19 protein-coding genes are annotated in these 20,107 nt (G+C 54.8%); 11 read left to right on the top strand and 8 right to left on the bottom strand.

Features of this window, described 5'->3' with window-relative positions:
* Window positions 1–13: 13 nt before the first annotated feature.
* A complete protein-coding gene (gene glpT, locus AC2FCQ_RS12785; protein WP_037426293.1) occupies window positions 14–1,369 on the bottom strand; it encodes a glycerol-3-phosphate transporter in 1,356 nt (451 codons plus the stop codon).
* 365 nt (window positions 1,370–1,734) lie between these two features.
* Between glpT and glpA the strand changes: the two genes are divergently transcribed.
* From glpA to glpC, 3 genes are read left to right on the top strand one after another with little or no spacing between them, the layout of a single operon-like run.
* Window positions 1,735–3,378: an anaerobic glycerol-3-phosphate dehydrogenase subunit A gene (glpA, locus tag AC2FCQ_RS12780; RefSeq protein ID WP_404760592.1), complete on the top strand. Its 1,644-nt coding sequence runs from the start codon at window positions 1,735–1,737 to the stop codon at window positions 3,376–3,378.
* The gene (gene glpB, locus AC2FCQ_RS12775; protein ID WP_490308411.1) at window positions 3,368–4,639 is read left to right on the top strand and encodes a glycerol-3-phosphate dehydrogenase subunit GlpB; all 1,272 of its coding nucleotides are present in this window, start codon (window positions 3,368–3,370) and stop codon (window positions 4,637–4,639) included. Before glpA ends, glpB begins: the two co-directional genes overlap by 11 nt.
* Window positions 4,636–5,835, top strand: a complete 1,200-nt coding sequence (gene glpC, locus AC2FCQ_RS12770; protein ID WP_404760591.1) for an anaerobic glycerol-3-phosphate dehydrogenase subunit GlpC — start codon at window positions 4,636–4,638, stop codon at window positions 5,833–5,835. Before glpB ends, glpC begins: the two co-directional genes overlap by 4 nt.
* A 52-nt stretch (window positions 5,836–5,887) precedes the next feature.
* Here the strand turns inward: glpC and AC2FCQ_RS12765 are convergent, their stop codons facing one another.
* The 3 genes from AC2FCQ_RS12765 to AC2FCQ_RS12755 all read right to left on the bottom strand — a co-directional run bounded on the left by AC2FCQ_RS12765 (window position 5,888) and on the right by AC2FCQ_RS12755 (window position 7,675).
* A complete protein-coding gene (locus tag AC2FCQ_RS12765; RefSeq protein ID WP_209637766.1) occupies window positions 5,888–6,451 on the bottom strand; it encodes a DcrB family lipoprotein in 564 nt (187 codons plus the stop codon).
* A gap of 80 nt (window positions 6,452–6,531) precedes the next feature.
* Complete coding sequence (locus tag AC2FCQ_RS12760; RefSeq protein WP_490308348.1) at window positions 6,532–6,966, bottom strand: GNAT family N-acetyltransferase; 435 nt, start codon at window positions 6,964–6,966, stop codon at window positions 6,532–6,534.
* A 43-nt stretch (window positions 6,967–7,009) separates the two neighbouring features.
* Window positions 7,010–7,675, bottom strand: coding sequence for a 7-cyano-7-deazaguanine/7-aminomethyl-7-deazaguanine transporter (locus AC2FCQ_RS12755; protein ID WP_209637761.1), 666 nt, complete (start codon window positions 7,673–7,675; stop codon window positions 7,010–7,012).
* A 399-nt stretch (window positions 7,676–8,074) separates the two neighbouring features.
* Here AC2FCQ_RS12755 and tusA point away from each other — a divergent pair, with 399 nt between their 5' ends.
* Window positions 8,075–8,320 (top strand): sulfurtransferase TusA, encoded by a 246-nt coding sequence (tusA, locus tag AC2FCQ_RS12750; protein ID WP_209637759.1) that lies wholly within the window; start codon window positions 8,075–8,077, stop codon window positions 8,318–8,320.
* A 64-nt stretch (window positions 8,321–8,384) separates the two neighbouring features.
* Here tusA and AC2FCQ_RS12745 read toward each other — a convergent pair whose 3' ends face one another.
* Window positions 8,385–10,700 (bottom strand): zinc/cadmium/mercury/lead-transporting ATPase, encoded by a 2,316-nt coding sequence (locus AC2FCQ_RS12745; protein WP_209637757.1) that lies wholly within the window; start codon window positions 10,698–10,700, stop codon window positions 8,385–8,387.
* 670 nt (window positions 10,701–11,370) lie between these two features.
* On the opposite strand from AC2FCQ_RS12745, the gene AC2FCQ_RS12740 reads away from it, so the two are divergent.
* Window positions 11,371–12,834: a serralysin family metalloprotease gene (locus AC2FCQ_RS12740; RefSeq protein ID WP_209637755.1), complete on the top strand. Its 1,464-nt coding sequence runs from the start codon at window positions 11,371–11,373 to the stop codon at window positions 12,832–12,834.
* 55 nt (window positions 12,835–12,889) lie between these two features.
* A complete protein-coding gene (locus AC2FCQ_RS12735) occupies window positions 12,890–13,267 on the top strand; it encodes an AprI/Inh family metalloprotease inhibitor (protein WP_490308347.1) in 378 nt (125 codons plus the stop codon).
* Window positions 13,268–13,302: 35 nt separating this feature from the next.
* Here the strand turns inward: AC2FCQ_RS12735 and AC2FCQ_RS12730 are convergent, their stop codons facing one another.
* On the bottom strand, window positions 13,303–13,929 hold the full coding sequence (locus AC2FCQ_RS12730; protein ID WP_490308346.1) for a lysoplasmalogenase: 627 nt from the start codon (window positions 13,927–13,929) through the stop codon (window positions 13,303–13,305).
* A gap of 161 nt (window positions 13,930–14,090) precedes the next feature.
* On the opposite strand from AC2FCQ_RS12730, the gene AC2FCQ_RS12725 reads away from it, so the two are divergent.
* On the top strand, window positions 14,091–14,456 hold the full coding sequence (locus tag AC2FCQ_RS12725) for a DUF2500 domain-containing protein (protein ID WP_265556394.1): 366 nt from the start codon (window positions 14,091–14,093) through the stop codon (window positions 14,454–14,456).
* On the opposite strand, the gene AC2FCQ_RS12720 is transcribed toward AC2FCQ_RS12725, so the two are convergent.
* Complete coding sequence (locus tag AC2FCQ_RS12720; protein ID WP_006317223.1) at window positions 14,457–14,729, bottom strand: DUF1145 family protein; 273 nt, start codon at window positions 14,727–14,729, stop codon at window positions 14,457–14,459.
* Window positions 14,719–15,339: a 16S rRNA (guanine(966)-N(2))-methyltransferase gene (gene rsmD, locus AC2FCQ_RS12715; protein ID WP_209637743.1), complete on the bottom strand. Its 621-nt coding sequence runs from the start codon at window positions 15,337–15,339 to the stop codon at window positions 14,719–14,721. Before rsmD ends, AC2FCQ_RS12720 begins: the two co-directional genes overlap by 11 nt.
* A gap of 222 nt (window positions 15,340–15,561) precedes the next feature.
* Between rsmD and ftsY the strand changes: the two genes are divergently transcribed.
* From ftsY to rpoH, 4 genes are all read left to right on the top strand, one after another.
* Window positions 15,562–17,256, top strand: a complete 1,695-nt coding sequence (ftsY, locus tag AC2FCQ_RS12710; protein ID WP_490308345.1) for a signal recognition particle-docking protein FtsY — start codon at window positions 15,562–15,564, stop codon at window positions 17,254–17,256.
* Between the two features lie 5 nt (window positions 17,257–17,261).
* Window positions 17,262–17,933 (top strand): cell division ATP-binding protein FtsE, encoded by a 672-nt coding sequence (gene ftsE, locus AC2FCQ_RS12705; protein ID WP_020824813.1) that lies wholly within the window; start codon window positions 17,262–17,264, stop codon window positions 17,931–17,933.
* Window positions 17,923–18,876 (top strand): permease-like cell division protein FtsX, encoded by a 954-nt coding sequence (ftsX, locus tag AC2FCQ_RS12700; protein WP_490308344.1) that lies wholly within the window; start codon window positions 17,923–17,925, stop codon window positions 18,874–18,876. Before ftsE ends, ftsX begins: the two co-directional genes overlap by 11 nt.
* A 315-nt stretch (window positions 18,877–19,191) precedes the next feature.
* Window positions 19,192–20,049, top strand: a complete 858-nt coding sequence (rpoH, locus tag AC2FCQ_RS12695; protein WP_020824815.1) for an RNA polymerase sigma factor RpoH — start codon at window positions 19,192–19,194, stop codon at window positions 20,047–20,049.
* Window positions 20,050–20,107: the final 58 nt, after the last annotated feature.

The raw sequence follows: 20,107 nt of genomic DNA, 5'->3' as shown, positions 1-20,107 counted from the left end.
AGTGATATGAAACTTAACCGCGTTTATTGGCAGCGATTTCTGCGTGGTGCTTTTTCTCGCTCATCATGGTCAGCAACAACAGGACTACCGCACCGATGCTGCCGCCAATCATCACCATGAAGCCGCCGTCCCAACCGAAGTAGTCAACGGTATAGCCGACGATGGCGCTGGCTGCGACGGAACCCCCCAGGTAACCGAACAGACCGGTGAAGCCCGCAGCGGTACCGGCTGCTTTCTTCGGCGCCAGCTCCAATGCGTGCAGACCGATCAACATCACCGGGCCATAAATCAGGAAGCCGATGGTGATCATACAGGCCATATCGATGCCAGGATTACCGACCGGGTTCAGCCAGTAAACCACGGTGGCGATGGTCACCAGGGTCATAAAGAACACGCCCGTTGCACCGCGGTTACCTTTGAACACCTTGTCCGACATCCAGCCGCACAGCAGGGTGCCCGGAATACCGGCATATTCGTACAGGAAGTAAGCCCAGGAAGACTTGTCCAGCGCAAAATGCTTCACTTCTTTCAGGTAGGTCGGTGACCAGTCCAGGATGCCGTAACGCAACAGGTAGACGAACACGTTGGCCACGGCGATGTACCACAACAGCTTGTTCGGCAGAATGTATTGCATGAAGATTTGCTTGGCAGTCAGCTCTTCTTCCGCTTTATCGCTGTAATCGTCCGGGTAATCGTTTTTGTATTCTTCGATCGGTGGCAGGCCACAAGATTGTGGGGTGTCACGCATTAGGGCAAAGGCGATCAGGGCGACCAGGATGGCACCGAAGGCCGGCATATACAGCGCAGCATGCCAGTCGTTGAACCATGCCATACCGAGCAGGAACAGCAGTGGCGGCAGACCACCACCTACGTTGTGGGCACAGTTCCAGACCGAAACAATACCGCCGCGTTCTTTCTGCGACCACCAGTGCACCATGGTTCGGCCACACGGCGGCCAGCCCATTCCCTGGAACCAACCGCACAGGAACAGCAGCACGAACATGACAGCGATGCTAGACGTTGCCCAAGGCACGAAGCCCATGAACAACATCACTGCTGCGGCCAAAATCAAGCCGGCGGGCAGGAATACGCGAGGGTTGGAGCGGTCAGACACCGACCCCATGATGAATTTGGAAAAACCGTAGGCGATAGAAATACCGGACAGCGCGAAACCGAGGTCACCGCGGCTGAAACCTTGGTCAATCAAATAAGGCATGGCCAGGGTGAAGTTCTTGCGCACCAGGTAATAGGCGGCATAACCGAAGAAAATCCCCATAAAAATTTGCCAGCGCAATTTACGGTACAGCGGGTCGACTTTGTCGACCGGCACACGGGAAATGTGTGCTGCCGGCTTAAAAATACTCAACATGAGCGCCTCCGATGGCTTTATCTAGTTATCACATCAATATGATCTTGTACGTTCATTTGATGATTGAGCGGATATCGAATGTGGTGTTTTTATGTTCCATAACGAGCGCCATCCTAGTCAAATCAGCCTGGTGTCGCTGTGATGAATGGCGCAATTGTTACACTTTTATGAAGCACCGGCGAATTTTGAGCGATTCGTTAACGTTATGAAATAGAAAAACACCCAAAAATCGTGATTATGATCACATTCATGGTTTTTTGTGGACATTATGTTTTCGTTTCAGGTTCGTTATTGTTCCTTATCAAACAAAGACCCCAGTGACTGTGGCTCAATAGACGCATAACCACGGATCATGAGGGAGTGTCATGAGCAGCCATTCACCGGCTAACGAAACGGATGTGATCATCATCGGCGGTGGCGCGACCGGCGCGGGCATTGCGCGTGACTGTGCGCGCCGTGGACTGCGTTGCATACTGCTTGAGCGCCACGACATCGCGACTGGCGCGACGGGCCGCAACCATGGCCTGCTGCACAGTGGTGCGCGTTATGCGGTGACCGACGGCGAGTCGGCACGCGAGTGTATAGAAGAAAACCGTATCCTCAAACGCATTGCACATCACTGCATTGAGCGTACCGATGGGCTGTTTATTACGTTGCCGCAGGATTCGTTGGCCTACCAACAAGAGTTTATTGCCGCCTGTCACAGTGCCGGCATCAACGCCGAAGCGATTGACCCACAGTTGGCACTGCGCCTGGAGCCCGCGGCGAATCCAACATTGATAGGTGCGGTGCGCGTACCCGATGGCACTGTTGATCCGTTCCGACTAACCGCCGCGAATATGCTCGATGCCCGTGAGCACGGGGCGCAAATTCTGACCTATCATCAGGTGGTTGGTTTGATTCGTGTGGGCGATCGCGTGACAGGCGTGCGCGTTTTCGACCATAAATCTGCGCGCCGCTACGATATTCATGCCGAAATGGTGGTTAACGCCGCCGGCATTTGGGGCCAGCAGATTGCGGAATATGCCGATTTGCGTATTCGTATGTTCCCGGCGAAAGGTGCTTTGCTGATCCTCGGGCATCGCATCAATAACATGGTGATCAACCGTTGCCGCAAGCCCGCAGATGCCGACATTCTGGTTCCGGGTGACACCATTTCGTTGATTGGCACAACGTCCACCCACATTGACTATGACCAGATTGACAACATGCAGGTGACACCACAAGAAGTGGACATCCTGATACGTGAAGGCGCGTTATTGGCACCGGAGCTGGCGCAGACCCGTATTCTGCGAGCTTATGCCGGCGTGCGTCCACTGGTGGCCAGTGATGATGATCCGAGTGGCCGTAACGTCAGCCGTGGCATTGTGCTGCTAGATCATGCCAGCCGTGACGGGTTGGAAGGGTTTATCACCATCACCGGCGGCAAACTGATGACCTACCGGCTGATGGCACAGTGGGCCACCGATAAAGTATGCGAAAAGCTCGGGTTAACTAGCCCCTGCACCACTGCGCAAGAGGCCCTACCGGGTTCCCGCCAGTCGGCGGAAGAAACCGTACGCAGCGTGGTTTCTCTCCCCGCCAGCATTCGCGGTTCGGCGGTTTATCGTCACGGTGACCGTGCCAGTCGGGTACCGGCTGGCGATCGGCTGGATAACAGCCTGGTGTGCGAATGTGAAGCCGTTACCGCTGGCGAGGTGCGTTATGCGGTGAACACGCTCACCGTCAATAATCTGGTCGATCTGCGCCGTCGTACCCGCGTTGGTATGGGCACCTGCCAAGGTGAGCTTTGCGCCTGTCGTGCCGCTGGGCTACTCACGCGTTTTAACGTCACCACCCCGCAGCAGTCTATCGATCAGTTATCACATTTCCTCAATGAGCGTTGGAAAGGGGTACGACCTATCGCTTGGGGGGATGCGCTACGTGAAAGCGAATTTACCAGTTGGGTTTACCAAGGATTGTGCGGGCTTGATGCCCGGGAGGAACAGGAGGCCGATGATGCGATTTGACGTAGTGGTGATTGGCGGCGGGTTGGCGGGCATGACCTGTGCGATTCGCTTGTCGGAGCAAGGCAAGCGTTGTGCCGTCGTCAGTTCAGGCCAGAGTGCCCTCTATTTCTCCTCCGGCTCGCTTGATCTGCTGGCACAGTTACCCGACGGCACGCCGGTAGAGGCTCCCCTGGCAGCGTTGCCTGCGCTTGCCATACAAGCCCCTCAGCACCCCTATTCACTGATGGGGGCGGAACGGGTAGCCACGTTGTCTGACGAAGCAGCACGGTTGCTGCATCGCTGTGGCCTCAGTTTGCAGGGGGGCAGCGAACGTAATCATCTGCGCGTTACGCCGCTTGGCACGCGCCGAGCCACTTGGCTAAGCCCGCAGGCGATACCCGTCACGCCGCTGGAAGGGGAGCTTCCATGGCAAAACATCGCGGTAATTGGTATCGAAGGATTTTTAGATTTTCAGCCTCAGCTGGTTGCCAGTTCCTTGACGCAGGCGTTGGCGATCAAGGCCGAAGTGGCTCATATGCACCTGCCTGTGCTGGACCGGTTGCGTAACAACCCCAGTGAGTTTCGGGCGGTGAATATTGCCAGAGTGCTGGATCTTGCTGAGAACCTGACATTGATGGCGGATGAAGTGCGTCGACTTGCCGGGGATGCCGAGGCGATTTTCTTGCCCGCCTGCTTGGGGTTGGAAGACGATAAGCCGCTGGCGGCGCTGCAGGCGGCGGTGGGGAAACCTATCCGCGTGTTGCCGACGCTCCCCCCTTCGGTGTTGGGCATGCGCTTGCACCAGGCTCTGCGATCGCGTTTACAGCAGCTGGGCGGCGTTTTTATGCCAGGTGACAGCGTACTGCGGGCAGATATCGACGCTGGGCGTGTGACGGGTCTCTATACCCGCAACCACACCGATATTCCGCTCATTGCGCAACACGTGGTGCTGGCCAGCGGCAGCTTTTTCAGTAATGGGCTGGTGGCGGACTTCGACGGTATACGTGAACCGGTATTGGGGTTGGATGTCGACAGCCGAACCGATCGCGCAGATTGGTGCCATAGCGATCTGTTTGCTCCGCAACCCTATCTGCAATTTGGGGTACGTACCGATAGCCAGTTACGGGCAATAAGACACGGGGAGCCAGTGAGCAACCTGTTCGCGATTGGTGCGGTGACTGGTGGCTACGATCCGCTGCAGCAGGGTTGCGGCGCGGGTGTTTCGCTGATTGGAGCGCTGCATGTTGCGCAACAGATTGCAGCGCAGGAGGAGCAACCATGAGCCTACAGAAAGACAATAGTTTTGAGAACTGCATCAAGTGTACGGTGTGCACCACCTATTGTCCCGTGGCCAAAGTCAACCCACTCTATCCGGGGCCAAAGCAGGCGGGGCCTGACGGTGAACGTCTGAGGCTCAAGGATCCGGCGTTGTACGACGAAGCGCTTAAGTATTGCACTAACTGCAAACGCTGTGAGGTGGCTTGCCCGTCAGACGTCAAAATCGGCGATATCATTCAACGGGCTCGCGCCGACTATGCCCAAAGCAAACCTACGTTGCGCGATGCCATCCTGAGCCACACCGATATTATGGGCTCGCTATCGACGCCGTTTGCACCGATCGTTAATGCAGCTACCGGGTTGAAACCGGTACGCGCTTTACTGGATAAAGCGTTAAAAATTGACCATCGTCGCGAACTGCCTAAATATTCGTTTGGCACCTTCCGTCGCTGGTACCGCCAGCAAGCGCAGGTCCAGCAGCGTTACGCTGAGCAGGTGGCGTTTTTCCACGGCTGCTTCGTCAATTACAACCATCCGCAACTGGGTAAGGATCTGATCAAGGTCTTTAATGCGATGGATATCGGCGTGCAGCTGCTAAAGCGTGAAAAATGCTGCGGCGTGCCGCTAATCGCCAACGGCTTTATCGCCCAGGCCAAAAAGCAGGCCAAGGTGAATGCAGAGTCGCTGCATGAAGCGGTGCTGGAGCGCGGTATTCCTGTCGTGGCAACGTCGTCGAGCTGTACTTTTACTCTGCGCGATGAATATCCGCATTTGCTGGAGGTGGATACCTCGGCAGTGCGTGAACGGGTAGAGCTGGCGACACGTTATCTGTATCGCCTGATCAATCAAGGACGTCAGTTGCCATTGAAAAACATGCCATTACGGGTGGCTTACCATACACCTTGCCATATGGAGAAAATGGGCTGGACTGCTTATACGCTGGAATTGTTGCGGCAAATCCCGGGGCTGGAGCTGATCGTGCTGGACTCGCAGTGCTGTGGGATTGCCGGCACCTACGGTTTTAAATCGGAAAACTATGCGACCTCACAGGGGATCGGTGCATCGCTGTTCCGCCAGATAGAGGAAAGTGGCGTGGATGTCGTGGTCACCGACTGCGAAACCTGCAAATGGCAAATCGAAATGTCGACCAGCAAGCGCTGCGAACATCCGATCACTCTGCTGGCGCAGGCATTGGCGTAAGGCACCGCAGGCTGTGTCCCTCCAGGTTCAATGGAGGGACACAGTCGCGTATTTATTTTTTCAGCTTCAGCGTTTTGATGATGCCTTCGGCTTCAGCCTGAGCCTGCTGTTGGTTATCCGCCGGCAGGGTCACCTGAATAGTCAGCATGTTGTTGTTCAGCGTGCCAATCAATATAGAAGAGTAGGCTTTCTCGCCGCTGCTGGTGATGATGCTGTCTAACTGACGCAGTGGCACGCCGTCAACGTCGATGGCTTTGTTGGTGACCACCTGCAGGTTGGCATCACGCGCACGTTGGGTATCTTCCAGACGTTTGCTCAGCGTTTCCAGGCTGTCGGGGGTTTTGTCGCCGAGGATCACGATCAGCGCACGTTGACCGGTGCTGTCGGCGTAGACATGCATGTTGTTTGCCTGATTGCCCAGTTTGCCACTTTGGTCCGCCATGCCAACGGGCAGGGTGAAGGCCAGCGTACCCTCCAGCAAGCTTACCTGTTGCCCCGCCGGGGCGCTGGCAGCAGCATCAGCCGCTGATGCCTTGGTGTCTTTGGTGTCGCCGTCACAGGCCGCCAGGCCAAGCACTAACAGGCTGATACCCATCAATTTTGCTACTTTACGCATTGGGCTTCCTTTTTCCTTTCAGGTAGGGTTTCACTGCCTTATCGCACCCTATTCCAGGGTGAAATGCAAGGCAGATGTTGTCACAAGGTTTTCTCAAGTAATAGCCGATAATCAGCCACTTCGCCTTTCTTTTCCAGCTGAACAATCTGATAGTGATGACTGATGAGCATCATCAGCATTGCACGGAACTGATTGCGCGTTTTTACCACCAACAGTCGATAACCCCGAGCCCGTGCCCACTGCTCTTGCTCCACGAGTAAAGCCTGTGCGACACCATAACGGCGAAACCTCGGCAATACGCCGCCCAGCCAGCTGTAGAACACCTTTTCCTGCTGTTGATAACCGAGTTTGAACCCTGCGGGTTGGCCGTCGATCTCGGCGATCAGTGCGTTAGCCGAGGCAGATCCAATACGTTGCTGCAAATCAGCCAGACTGTGTAAGTTACCGAACTCAGGGATGCCTTGGTACAGGCGATGAATTTCTTCGAGGGTGGCGTAGCGGGTGGTCACTGTCATTGGCGGCCTCCGGGTAAGTGCAGGCCGCCAATGATAACACGGGTTAACTCGGTTGCAGGCTACCGTCGTTTTGACGTGCAGCGATGCGCTTAAGCAGCATGTTCAACAATACGCCGTACATTGGCAGGAAGAACAGCATGCAGATCAGCACTTTGAAGCTGTAATCCACCAGGGCAATTTCAACCCAGTTATTGGCCATAAAGGCGTCGCTGCTCTTGTAGAAAGCAATAAAGAAGAACGACAGGGTATCACTGATATTGCCGAGGAACATGGCCGCAGCGGGAGCAACCCACCAGGCGCTGCGTTGACGCAGGCGGTTGAATACGTGGACGTCAAGGATCTGACCGAGTACGTAAGCCATAAAGCTGGCGACGGCGATACGCGCAACAAACAGATTAAAGCTGCCCAACGCGGCAAAACCCTGCCACTCGCCCTGATAGGTCACCGTGGAGATCACGTACGAAATAAACAGCGCCGGCACCATCACCGAAAGAATGATACGCCGCGCCAGTGATGCGCCAAAAATACGTACTGTCAGATCGGTAGCCAGGAAAATAAACGGGAAGGTGAATGCACCCCAGGTGGTATGAAAGCCGAAAATGGACATCGGCAACTGCACCAGGTAGTTGCTGGAGGTAATGATGACAATATGGAACAGCGATAGCCAGACCAACGCGGTAAAGCGCTGCTGAGCAGTAAACGAATACATGTTGTAGCCTTTTTAATAATGGGGTGAGGGAACCCAAAAATGTCTTGTCTGTGCAACGAAATAAGCTGCGCGGGCGCATGATACGCGTTTGCGCAACCAATGCAACGGTTAGTGGGCCAAATAAGCGGCGAATAATGCAGCAGCACTGTGATTTGGCCCCAGCCTGAAAGGTCACGCCTCCAACAACCGTTCTCTGTGTTGTCAGGTGCCCACTATGGGCTGCACCCTCCGCCGTGATAACGGCAGTTGGGGGCAGTGACGGCACCACATTTCATCGGGAGACGCAGCCTCTTTAACGCAAACGTTAACGCATCTTGCGCAGAAAAACTACCGGCGTAAACTAGGCGCTAATGAGATGCGGCGAGCGTTCGCCGATCGTTTTTGAACGAGAAAAAATGCATGACTGACTTATTTTCCCAGGCTGACCAGACGCTTGATGCGCTGGGATTGCGCTGTCCAGAACCGGTAATGATGGTGCGCAAAACCGTGCGCCATATGGATAACGGTGAAACCTTGTTGATTATTGCTGACGATCCGGCGACAACCCGCGACATTCCGGGGTTCTGCCGTTTTATGGAACATACGCTGGTGGCGCAGGAAACCGATAAGGCACCGTACCGCTACCTGTTACGTAAGGGCGTCTAACCTCTGCCCGGGGAATAGATGGCGTGGCCCATTCCTGGGCCACGTGGTTACAGTGTGTTATTGCCTAGTCGCGTTTCTTCAGTAGCCGCAGCGCGTTGGCGGTGACCAGCGCGGTGGCGCCAGAGTCTGCCAGTACGGCCAGCCACAGCCCGGTCAGGCCCAGCAGCGTGGTGATCAGAAATACCCCTTTCAGCCCCAATGCAATGGTGATGTTCTGCCGGATATTGGCATGCGTGGCGCGTGAGATGCGGATCATTTCCGCCACACCCAGCAGGCGATTATGAGTCAGCGCGGCATCGGCTGTTTCCAGGGCCACATCGGTACCGCTGCCCATCGCGATGCCAATGCTGGAGGCTTTCATCGCCGGGGCATCGTTGATGCCGTCGCCGATCATCGCTGTTGGACGCAATTCGCTCAGTTCCGTCACTGCCTTCACTTTATCTTCCGGCAACAATCCAGCCCGGTAATCCAGCCCAAGCTCAGAGGCAATTGCCGCCGCCGCACGTGGATTATCGCCGGTTAACATGACCCCGTTGATCCCCAATGCATTCAGTTCGGCAATCGCCTGTTTGGCGTCGCTGCGCAAGGTGTCGCGTAGCGCCAACAGGCCGATAGGGACACCCTCTTCCAGTACCACCACCGCTGTCTTACCGGCATTTTCCAGCCGCTCCACCTGCTGGATACCCTGTTGTTGCAGCAAACCTGCGGCCAGCTTGGCAGGTGCGCTGATCAGCAGGGTTTTACCGTCGACAATACCTTCTACCCCTACGCCAGCCAATGCTCGACGGCCTTGTGCCAGTGGCAGAGGCGCACCGTATTGCTCGGCGCGTTTGATAATTGCTTGCGCCAACGGGTGATGGGAACCTGCTTCAACCGCAGCGGCAAGGGTCAGTAATTGTTGTTCACTGATGCCGTTGAGCGGGAGTACATCGGTGACTGTGGGTTTGCCTTCAGTCAGCGTGCCGGTTTTATCGAAAGCAATGGTTTGTACCTGGCCCAATTGTTCCAACGCCGCACCGCCTTTAATCAGCGCACCACGGCGGGTGGCGGCGGCCAGCCCGGATGTGATCGCCGCCGGGGTGGAGATCACCAGTGCACAAGGACAACCGATCAGCAGCAGGGTCAGGCCACGATAAATCCAGGTATCCCAGGGTTGTGAATACATTAACGGTGGTACCAGGATCACTGCGATAGCCAGCAGCATGATAGCTGGGGTGTAGTACCGGCTGAAACGATCGAGGAAACGCTCGATCGGTGCTCGGCGTTCTTCAGCTTCTTCAATCAGTTGCAGAATGCGGTCGATGGCGTTTTTGCCAGGTTCAGAAACCACTTTCATCTGCGCGGCCTGATCGACCGACAAACTGCCCGCAGCGACTTTTTGACCCTGCTGGCGTTCGACGGGCACCGACTCGCCGGTCAGGGCGCTTTCGTCGAAGCTGGCGAACGCATTGATCAGTTCGGCATCTGCCGGCAGGCGGCCACCGGGGGCAATTTCAATCACATCGCCAGGGCGTAGGCTGGATACCGGTACCCGTTTGCGCTGCGTGCCTTGAAGCAGCAGGGCGTCTTCCGGTACCAATTCCATCAGTGCTTTCACGCCGCGGCGCGCGCGGTTAGCGGCATAGGACTCCAGCATTTCACCGACCATAAACAGCAGCAGCACCATCGCCGCTTCGGCCGTTGCACCGATAAACAGTGCTCCGATGGCGGCCACGCTCATCAGCGTTTCAATGGCAAATGGCGTACCGGAGCGGATCAGTCGAACCGCTTTGGTCGCGACCGGTGCCAGACCTACCAATGTGGTGGCGATAAAAGCAATGCGGCTCAGTTCAGGGTTGACCATGCTGAGCGCCCAACTGACGATCATCAGCGTGGTAAGCAGCAGTAGCGGACCGAACTCGCCAAGGCGCGACGATTTTGGCTGTTCGGCTTGGGCTGTTTGCGCCCCGAGCAGGGTAAATCCGGCTTGTTTTACCGCGTCCTGAATACGCAGGCTAATATCGGATTGCGCGTCGACAACCAATTTTTCTGTGGCGAACAGCACGCGAGCGTTGTCGACGCCGGGGATGGCGGTCACCGCGTTTTCAATTTTTTTGGCGCAGCTTGGGCAGTCCATACCTGTGACTTTCCAGCTATAGCGCTGACTTCCGGAGAGAGGGGCGGCAGCTAGCCTGTCACTTTCCTCATCCGGATCCTCATGATCTTCCGTGCTGCAACTTCCAGCGCCATGATCATGTGCGTGCGTATGTCCGCTGTGGCTGTCGCCACTCTGTTTTTCACTGCTGCAACCGTGCTGGGTTTTACTGTGGCTGTGATTGCACCCACAACCGCCTTCCGCATGATGGTGTTCTTGATGATTATGGTTTTCATGGTGAGTCATAGCGTCCCCCTCCGGGCCGTTAATGAAGTTCATTGGGCAGACTCTACACCCTGGAGCCAACTCCAGAGTCAAGCAGGGGATGAGAATTATTGCTAACTGTGAGACGGAGGGGGTTTTTACGTCAGTGACGTACGTTTCAACGTATTGACTGGCTTAATAAGCACATTTCGGTCTGGTGAAACACGGCCGTTAGTCAAAATAAGAAAATGTTATTCCTATACAAACTAAAAAGTCCCGTCGGCTAATAATAAAGAGTTATTAATCTATAACTCTTTAGCTAAATTTAACTTTATGTCACTTAAATGCCAGCACGATCCGCTTGAACCTACAGGCCGCATTTTTGTTGAAGTTTGTTGCCAACTTATGAAGTTTAAGTTTCATTTACATTGTAAATAACGGTAAAAACCAGCATAACTCTCCTTCGTTACATGAATATATAGCTGATTATTTTATGTTCAGTTTCCAACCCCTGCCTATAATTGGAATCGATTACCATTTATGGCGGTAATCTTATTTGCTGATATATATGCATTAATTCTGTCTAACACACTGCCGGTAACGGCGCATAAGTCCCTTCCCGCTAGTTGCCGGATCGTTCTCCGTCGCTGACGGGCAGGTTATGTCTATCTGTCTGATTGATAACGATCAGCTAATGAGTGGAATCGAACCAATGCAATCTACTAAAAAGGCAATTGAAGTTACTGAATCGGCTCTCGCGGCGACCGGCTCCGGCTATAATGCTGTAGACGATCTGTTGCATTACCACGAACGTGGCAACGGGATTCAGGTTAATGGCAAGGACTCATTTTCTACCGAACAAGCTGGGCTGTTTATTACCCGCACCAACCAAACCTGGAACGGTTATAAAGTTTTTGACCAGTCGGTTAAATTAACTTTCTCTTTCCCGGACTATAAATTCTCTTCCACCAACGTTGCCGGCGATACCGGGCTGAGCAAGTTCAGCGCGGAACAGCAGCAGCAGGCCAAACTGTCGCTGCAGTCGTGGTCTGACGTGGCCAATATCACTTTTACTGAAGTTGCCGCCGGCCAAAAGGCCAATATCACGTTTGGCAACTACAGCCAGGATCGCCCTGGTCATTACGACTACGGCACGCAGGCGTATGCGTTCTTGCCGAACACGATCTACCAAGGGCAGGATCTGGGTGGTCAGACTTGGTACAACGTCAACCAGTCCAACGTTAAGCATCCCGCCAGCGAAGATTATGGCCGCCAGACGTTTACTCACGAGATTGGCCATGCATTGGGCCTGAGCCATCCGGGTGATTACAACGCCGGAGAAGGCAATCCAACCTATAACAACGCCAGTTATGCCGAGGATACTCGCGGGTTCAGTCTGATGAGCTACTGGAGTGAAACCAATACCGGCGGTGATAACGGCGGTCACTACGCTGCGGCACCGTTGCTGGATGACATTTCAGCCATTCAGCACCTGTATGGCGCTAACCTGTCGACCCGTACCGGTGACACGGTGTATGGCTTCAACTCCAATACCGGCCGTGATTTCCTCAGTACGACCAGCAATTCGCAAAAAGTGATCTTTGCGGCCTGGGATGCGGGTGGCAATGACACCTTCGATTTCTCCGGTTACACCGCTAATCAGCGCATTAACCTGAACGAAAAGTCCTTCTCCGACGTGGGCGGGCTGAAAGGTAACGTGTCTATCGCCGCCGGCGTGACGATTGAAAATGCGATTGGTGGTTCGGGCAATGATGTGATCGTCGGCAATGCGGCCAACAACGTGCTGAAAGGCGGCGCGGGCAACGACATTCTGTTCGGCGGTGGTGGGGCCGATGAGCTGTGGGGCGGTGCGGGCAAGGATATTTTTGTCTTCTCTGCGGTCAGCGACTCTACGCCAGGTGCGTCTGACTGGATCAAGGACTTCCAGAAAGGCATCGATAAGATCGATCTGTCATTCTTCAATCAGGGTGTATCGAGCAGCGATCAGATCCACTTTGTTGATCATTTCAGCGGCGCAGCGGGGGAAGCTTTACTGTCCTACAATGCGTCAAATAACGTCAGCGATCTGGCATTGAACATCGGTGGCCATCAGGCACCGGACTTCCTGGTGAAGATCGTGGGCCAGGTAGACGTTGCCACTGACTTTATCGTGTAACAGTGAAGATAATAGCGCCCGGTGCACTCTGGCCGGGCGTTATGCAGGAGTCGATATGAAAGGCAGCGTAGCCTGTGCCGCCGCGATGGCGGGGGGCATGATTGTTACGGGGACCGTTATGGCCAGCAGTTTAGTTCTTCCCACCGCGCAGTCTCTGGCGGGGCAGTGGCAAGTCGCCGATGCTGAACACCAGTGTCAGATCGCGTTTTTAGCCAGCGAGCAGAGTGAAACCAACGGCTACCAATTGGTGGATCGGCAGGGGTGTTTGAAAAAGGTGCTTACGGCTGAGGTTGTAGGTTGGCGCCCTGCGCCCGATGGTATCGCTTTGCTGCAGGCGGACGGCAGCACATTGCTCTTCTTCTCGCGAGACGGGGATATTTATCGCAATCAACTCGGTGCAGATGACGGTTTGACGCTGAAGGCGTTGGCATAATACAGCGGGTTCGATAGCCGAACCCGCCCTGAGCATTACAGGTACAACGAACGTACGATCAGGAAATGGCCGGAAAAGTAGCAGAACGCCACGAGCGCATCCGCTGCACGGAAGGTAAAGCGATAGCGATTAATCAACCACACGATGTTGGCAAGCAGCAGGAGAGAGGTGCCGGCCAGCAGAGAGAAACCGAAATCTGTGCTGCGCATAAAGTATTGTTCACCTGCCAACCACACCATCAGCAGCGTCATTGCGACCAACGTGGCGATAGGCCAGCGCATTTCTTCCAGCCGGGTCCAGATGGTCGCCAATAACAGCATGCCGATTACCAGCAATGCCAACGGCAGCGGCCAAAACAGACTGAAGGTCATCTGACTAGCGAAACTCAGGGTATAGAGTAAGCTAGACAGGAAAAAAGCCCCGATGGCGTAGAGCACGCGCTCTCGCGGCAACAACAACAGGGCGTCGCCGATCAGTGTTGCCACCAGACCCAGGACAATCAGATAGCCTGCGGCACCCAGTACTGGCGCTTGCCAGGCCAAAAGCAGCAGTAATAGCAGGGTAACCGGTTTAAACACCCAGCGTTGCCAGCGTGGCCCGCGGTAGGAGGCATCGACGAACAGCCAACCGGAAAAGAATACGGCAAGGAACGGCCAACTCATTATGTCTTCCTTATTCATTATGGGAGCCGCAGCATCCGGCTCTAAATTGTCACCAGTGTCACTTCCTGATTGCAGTGTAGGCAGCACGGCTGCAATCGACAATGCTTTCTTGCGAATGCTATGTTTACGCCGATTTCACTGTGAAAGGAATGGGAATAACGATGAGCAAACCGCCACTGTTTTTTATTGCTGTGATTGCATTGATCGCTGTGCTGGCGACACAGCGCTATTTTCATCAGCGCCGGCTGGAAGCGGAGAACGATCGCGCGTCGGTGCGCAATCTGCAGGTCATCGTGAGCGATAAGCACGAATTTCCCGTCGCCAAGACCCGCTCGCCACAGCGTGAAACCATGGTCAACGAACCAATGCACTATGAGGTTGTGTTCAGCCCATTGGATGGCGGTGAGGCGATTCGGCTACGGTTGAAACAGTGGCAATACAATCCGATCGAAAAGGGCGCTCAGGGCATGCTGAGCATGCAAGGAACGCGTTACCTCTCCTTTACCGCCCAGCCTGCGCCGCAATAACTATTTTCTTTTGATGGGGGGCTGTTTTTTCTGCCAGGCCAGAAGCTCGAAAACGCCAAAGATGAAGATCTTGGCTTCCTGCCAGTAGCTTATCGGTTGATCTTTCGGTTGAGTGGACTTCAACAAAACTAATTGCAGCCCGTGCATCACCACCATAAAGAACAGCGCCACGTCGATGAAGTACTTCAGCGGCTTGGGAAAAGGGTGGAACAGATTGGAGAGCAGAAAGCCCCACACGCACAGCATCAGCAGGCGACCCAAATTAATCAGCATTGTCGGTTTTCTCTTGCGAACGGATATAAAGACGGTAAGCCACCTGACCGGCGACTTTTTCACGGTGTAGCTGCCAATTGGCCGGGACGTCAGTTGCGGCGCTTTCGGCTTCGGCTTCTACGTAAATCCAGGCCTCATCGGCCAGCCAGCCTTGGTGCTCCAGCAGCGCAATAGTTTCAGCCAACAGCCCTTTGCGAAACGGCGGATCGAGGAACACCACGTCAAAGGGTTGGGCATTGCGTGCCAGCCAGGTCAGGGCGTTAGTGTTGACCACATCGCCTTTCCCTTGCAGCAGCGCCAGATTTTTCTCCAGTTGTTGTGCCACTGGGCGTTCGAACTCCAACAAGGTGACGCTGCCGGCATAGCGTGATAAGGCTTCCAGCCCGAGTGCACCGCTACCGGCAAAACAATCCAGGCAGCGTGCGCCCTGGATCACCGGTGCCAGCCAGTTGAACAGGGTTTCACGAACGCGATCGGTCGTCGGGCGCAGCCCCGGGCTGTTCGGTACGGGCAGTTTTCGTCCGCGCCATTGGCCACCGATAATACGGATCTGCCCGGCCGCAGCCTGGGACGGTTTTTTTGCCGATGCCCGTGGCGATATTCTTGTCATAGGTTTGCTTTATTTCTTTCTATGGCCGTGAGGCCGCATGATTTAACGAAAAGTTGTCTCTATTCTACCGGTGAGACGCGCCGGGGGAAACGGTAAAACTTTGTTGCCTGATTTCACAGCGGAAAGCATACCGGATGCGTGTTGCTGCGCGAGGGAAAGTGATAGACTCGGCGGAATAATTATCAGTATAAGCAAGCCTTCGGTACGGAGTAGAGTCATAACATGGCAAAAGATAAGAAACGCGGATTTTTCTCCTGGCTGGGCTTTGGCCAGAAGGAAGAAGAGCAACAGCAACCTGAGACGTCGGTAGAACCGGCGGATAATCAGGCCGTGGAGACGCCGGCTGAACCGGTTGCCCCCAAGCTGGATGACCAGCTCCCCGCCCAGGAATCTGAACCTGCCGCTTCCGTAGATACCCCAGGAGAATGGGACGGTAGCCTGACCGGTGAACATATAGCAGAAAGCGTGCCGGTTGTTGCCGAGCACCCTGCACCGGCAGACACGCTGGCGGAAGACATTGTTACCGTTACTGAACAGGTGGCCTTGGAACAGAAGCCGGTAGCAGTAGAAGAGACCGCAGAGCAGATTACTGACGTTGAGCCAGAACCGGTTGCAGTGGTTGTAGCTGAGCCGGTGATTGTGCCTGAACCCGAAGTGGTTGAGCCTGAGCCGGTTATCGAGGTTGCGCCGGACGTGGTCGAGCCTGAACCGGTTATCGAGATTTCGCCGGACGTGGTTGAGCCTGAGCCGGTTATCGAGATTGCGCCGGACGTGGTCGAGCCTGAGCCGGTTATCGAGATTGCGCCGGACGTGGTTGAACCGGAGCCCGTTGTTGAGGTTAAGCCGGAAGTGACTGCATCGGAGCCAGAGCCTTTACCGGCTAAGGTGGCTTTGGAGCCGATTATCGCCGCCCCGGTCGTTGCAGAAGACGTTGAAGAAGAAAAAGAACCTGAGCTGCAGGCACCTGTAGTGACTCAGGAGCAAGAGCGCCCGACCAAAGAAGGCTTCTTTGCCCGCCTGAAACGCAGCCTGGTAAAAACCAAGCAAAATTTGGGTTCAGGCTTCATCGGCCTGTTCCGCGGCAAGAAAATCGACGACGATCTCTTTGAAGAATTGGAAGAGCAATTGTTGGTTGCCGACGTTGGCGTGGAAACCACGCGTAAAATCATTACATCCCTGACTCAACATGCCAGCCGCAAGCAACTGAAAGACGCCGAGGCGTTGTACGGTAAGTTGAAGGAGGAAATGTCTGAAATTCTGGCTAAAGTTGATCAGCCACTGGATGTTGGCGGTAAAAACCCGTATGTCATTCTGATGGTTGGGGTGAACGGCGTCGGTAAAACCACCACTATCGGTAAACTGGCTCGCCAATTCCAGGCTGAAGGCAAATCGGTGATGCTGGCGGCAGGGGATACCTTCCGTGCGGCGGCCGTGGAGCAACTTCAGGTGTGGGGTGAACGTAACCGTATTCCGGTTGTGGCGCAGCATACTGGCGCGGACTCTGCCTCGGTGATTTACGATGCTGTGCAGGCCGCCAAAGCCCGTGGTATCGACGTACTGCTTGCCGATACGGCGGGGCGTTTGCAGAACAAAGCGCACCTGATGGAAGAGCTGAAGAAGATCGTCCGCGTCATGAAAAAACTGGACGACCAGGCCCCCCATGAGGTTATGCTGACTCTAGATGCCAGCACCGGACAGAATGCTGTCAGCCAGGCGAAATTATTTAATGAAGCCGTGGGCTTAACCGGTATCACACTGACTAAATTGGACGGTACCGCCAAGGGCGGGGTGATCTTCGCCATTGCCGATCAATTCTCTATCCCGATTCGTTACATCGGCGTTGGGGAAGGCATCGAAGATTTGCGGCCGTTTAAGGCTGACGATTTTATTGAGGCACTTTTTGCCCGAGAGGATTAATACGGATGATTCGCTTTGAACAGGTCAGTAAAGCTTATCTGGGCGGACGGCAGGCACTGCAGGGGGTAGATTTCCATCTGCGCCCGGCAGAGATGGCGTTTCTGACCGGCCATTCCGGCGCGGGTAAAAGTACCCTGCTTAAACTGATTTGTGGTATCGAAAGGCCAAGCGCCGGCCATATCTGGTTTGGTGGGCACGACATCAGTCGGTTAAAAAACCGTGAGGTGCCGTTCCTGCGCCGCCAGATCGGCATGATTTTCCAGGATCACCATCTGCTGCTGGATCGCACGGTGTATGACAACGTGGCAATGCCACTGATCATCGCGGGTGCCAGCACCGAAGACATTCGCCGCCGCGTTTCCGCTGCGTTGGATAAGGTTGGGCTGTTGGATAAGGCGAAAAACTTCCCCATTCAACTTTCGGGTGGTGAACAACAACGTGTGGGCATCGCCCGTGCGGTGGTGAACAAGCCTGCCGTGCTGTTGGCGGATGAGCCAACCGGTAACCTGGACGATGCGCTGTCTGAAGGCATTCTGCGTCTGTTTGAGGAATTTAACCGTGTCGGCGTTACCGTACTGATGGCCACCCACGATACCGGGCTGATTGCTCGTCGCAATTACCGTATTCTGCGTCTGAGTCAGGGCCGCATGGCTGGAGGAGCGCATCATGGCGAATAATGCAAAAACCGCCAAGAGCAAAGCGCTGCGCGGCGGCTGGCGTGAACAATGGCGCTACGCGTGGATGAACGCCATCAAGGATATGCTGCGTCAGCCGTTGGCGACGTTGCTGACGGTAATGGTGATCGCCATTTCCCTGACGTTACCGAGTGTGTGCTACATCGTGTGGAAAAACGTCAGCACCGCGGCGACCCAGTGGTACCCAACGCCGCAGTTGACGGTGTATCTGGATAAATCCCTCGATGACGACGCGGCGGTGAAAGTGCTCGACGCCATCAAGGCGGAAGCCGGCGTAGAGAAAGTGAATTACCTGTCGCGTGAAGAGGCCCGGGGCGAATTCCGCAACTGGTCCGGCTTTGGCGGCGCACTGGATATGCTGGAAGAGAACCCATTGCCGGCGGTCGCGATTATCACGCCGAAAATGAGCTTCCAAAGTTCAGATACCCTTAATACCCTGCGCGATCGCGTGGCAGTGGTACAGGGTGTGGATGAAGTGCGGATGGATGACAGCTGGTTTGCCCGTCTGGCCGCACTGACCGGGCTGGTGGGGCAAGTGGCCGCGATGATCGGCGTGCTGATGATTGTGGCGGTCTTCCTGGTGATCGGCAACAGCGTGCGGTTGAGCATCTTCAGCCGTCGCGACACCATAAACGTGATGAAACTGATCGGCGCGACCGACGGCTTTATTCTGCGGCCGTTCCTGAATGGCGGTGCGATGCTGGGTTTCTTCGGCGCATTGCTGTCGCTGTTCTTGTCCGGTGCGATGGTGTGGCGGTTGGAGTCGGTAGTGACCGGCGTGGCCAAGGTCTTTGGTACCACCTTTACGTTACACGGTTTAGGTTGGGATGAAGCCTTGTTGCTGCTGATTGTCTCTGCGATGATCGGCTGGATCGCCGCCTGGTTAGCCACCGTGCAACATTTACGTCGATTTACACCACAATAACGTTTTTTTGGTATACTCTTCTTCTGCTGCTCTGAGCGTGTTGCGGGAGAAGAGTTACCGACAATAACTTAAGCATCATCCAGTCTCTTCTTTGCGCACAAATTCCCTATCGGCTTAAGTCTTCGTCACGTATTGTCATGCACAGCGTGATCGAAAAACTGTGAACTAATAGGGCGGAACGCGGTCAAAATCTGCAGCAAAATGTTATGGTGCCCGGCGTGTGGACCGCTTTTGCAATAGCAACTGCCGTAGAATCAATCATTTCCCCGCCGTGATAATCACCTGCATGACCTGTTTTTTCAAGAGAGGGTTTGAATGACCAAAGAAATGCAAACTTTAGCTTTAGTGCCCCAGGGCAGTTTGGAAGCCTATATTCGGGCCGCCAACACCTATCCTATGCTGACGGCAGAGGAAGAGCGGGAGCTGGCTGAACGGCTGCATTATCAGGGCGATCTGGAAGCCGCTAAGCAGCTGATCCTGTCTCACCTGCGCTTTGTCGCTCATATTGCCCGGAATTATTCTGGTTATGGCTTGCCGCAGGCGGACTTGATCCAGGAAGGTAATATCGGCCTGATGAAAGCTGTTCGCCGCTTCAACCCAGAGGTTGGGGTGCGTTTGGTTTCCTTTGCTGTGCACTGGATCAAGGCAGAAATTCACGAGTACGTACTGCGTAACTGGCGTATCGTCAAAGTTGCCACGACTAAGGCTCAGCGTAAGCTGTTCTTTAACCTGCGTAAAACCAAGCAGCGTTTGGGCTGGTTCAATCAGGATGAAGTGGAACTGGTGGCCCGTGAATTGGGTGTGACCAGTAAAGACGTGCGTGAGATGGAATCCCGCATGGCGGCGCAGGATATGACTTTCGATCCAACACCGGATGATGAAGCCCGTGATGGTCAATCGATGGCACCTGTGCTGTACCTGCAGGATAAAAGCTCGGACTTCGCCGAGGGTATCGAGGAAGATAACTGGGAAAGCAACGCAGCAGACAAACTGGCCTATGCGCTGGAAGGTCTGGACGAGCGTAGCCAGCATATCATCCGCGCCCGTTGGTTGGATGACGACAACAAGTCTACGCTGCAAGAGCTGGCCGATCAGTACGGCGTTTCCGCTGAACGTGTGCGTCAGCTAGAAAAGAACGCCATGAAGAAACTGAAAATGGCGATCGAAGCCTAATTCCGCATAAGCGTTAAAAAGCCCGGCTAGCCGGGCTTTTTTGTGCCTGAAATTCGGC

The sequence above is a fragment of the Serratia sp. CoH_134_PS_4 genome (genome assembly GCF_058190535.1).
This window is presented reverse-complemented; position numbering and strand designations above follow the sequence as displayed.